Consider the following 1,619-nt stretch of genomic DNA (forward strand, 5'->3'; position numbering starts at 1 on the left):
CACGACGATCGGTTGGCCGAGATCCGCCGCCATGCTCTGCACAAGCAGTCGTCCCAGCACATCGGTGGAGCCGCCCGCCGCCCAGGGAATCACCAGGGTAATGGGGCGGCTGGGATAGGCATCCTGCGCCCCGGCCGGGCGCAATGCTGGCAGCACGAGGGACGTGGTCAGCAGAAAACGACGAGTCACCGGTCGCATGGTCCAACTCCTGTGTCGCCGTCGGCGATGCGGCGGGGGTGCTTACCGTGAAGCCAGTCTGCCATACTTCTCGATGGCACGACGTTGCGCAAGCGTTGCCCGATCAGGGCAGCTCGATAATCAGGTTTCGGAAGGCATCCACGGAAACCTTGGCGCCGGGTCCGATCACGCAGGTGGACTCGCGCTCTTCCACCAGGGCCGGGCCTTCGAACCGCGCCCCCGGCGCCAGGGCGTAGCGGTCATAGACCTGGCAGGGCAGCCAGCCGGCGCCCTCGAACAACACGCCGCGCTCACCACGCCTGGCCTTCATGGCGTCGGAGGAGCTTTCGGTCGCGGTGTTCGCAACCTCGGCCAGCTGGATATCCCGGCCGGGCGCGATGCAGGCGACGCGCCAACTCAGCGCCTCGATCGGCAAGTCGGTCAGCGCGCGGCCGAAGCGTTCGCGGTAGCTCACGAAGAAGCTCTCCCGGATGGCCGGCAAGTCGTTCGTGGTGAGTTGCATCGCCGGCAGCTTCACTGGAATCTCGAAGCCCTGGCCGACGTGGCGCATGTCGGCGGCGGCAAGGGCGATGATGTCCTCCTGCGCGGCGCCGGCTTCGAGCAGCAAGGCGCGGCCCTCCTCCGCCATCTGCGCCAGCAACCCGTTCACATACGCCCAGTCCAGCCGCTCCAGCCGCCCCACATGACTGCGGACCAGATCGGTGGCGGGGGGCGCCACCAGGAATCCGAGGGCGGAGGCGACGCCCGCGCCCAGCGGCACCAGCATCCGCTTCATCTTCAGCAGCCGCGCCAGGTCATAAGCATGCACCGGCCCCGCGCCGCCAAAAGCGATCAGCGTGTAGCGGCGCGGATCCCGGCCCTTCTCGGCCAGATGCATGCGCGTCGCCGCCGCCATCGTCTCATCGACGATGCGCCGGATGCCGAGTGCCGCCATGTCGCGCGTCACATTCAGGCCCTGGGCGATGCCCGTCTCGATCGCGCGCTGCACCGCGCCAGGGTCCAGCGCCATTTCGCCGCCGAGGAAATACTTCGGATCCAGTCGGCCGAGCACCAGGTCGCCATCGGTCACGGTCGGTTCGGTGCCGCCGCGCCCATAGCAGATCGGCCCCGGCTTCGCGCCCGCGCTGCGCGGGCCGACCTTCATCAGTCCGGATGCGGCATCGACGCGCGCGATGCTGCCGCCGCCAGCGCCGATCTCGATCATGTCCACGACCGAGACCTTCAGCGGCAGGCCGGAGCCTTTCTGGAAGCGGCGCACGCGGCCGGCCTCGAAGTCGAATTTCCGATCCGGAGCGGCGTTCTCTACCAGGCACATCTTCGCCGTGGTGCCGCCCATATCGAAGGAGACGACGTGATCTTCGCCGGCCAACCGCGCCAGGAAGGAGGCCGCCATGGCACCGGCCGCCGGGCCGGATTCGATC

At 68.7% G+C, this 1,619-nt stretch carries 1 protein-coding gene and 1 pseudogene; both read right to left on the reverse strand.

Going from position 1 to position 1,619, the window contains the following annotated elements; all coding sequences use genetic code 11:
- A pseudogene (locus JHD07_RS39415) lies at window positions 1–198 on the reverse strand (tripartite tricarboxylate transporter substrate binding protein); the annotation flags it as partial.
- Window positions 199–301: 103 nt separating this feature from the next.
- The coding region (locus tag JHD07_RS39420) for a hydantoinase/oxoprolinase family protein (protein WP_291632034.1) at window positions 302–1,619 on the reverse strand (1,318 nt) is incomplete at its 5' end.

The sequence above is a fragment of the Bradyrhizobium sp. genome (assembly GCF_016462955.1).
Classification (GTDB): Bacteria; Pseudomonadota; Alphaproteobacteria; order Rhizobiales; family Xanthobacteraceae; genus Bradyrhizobium.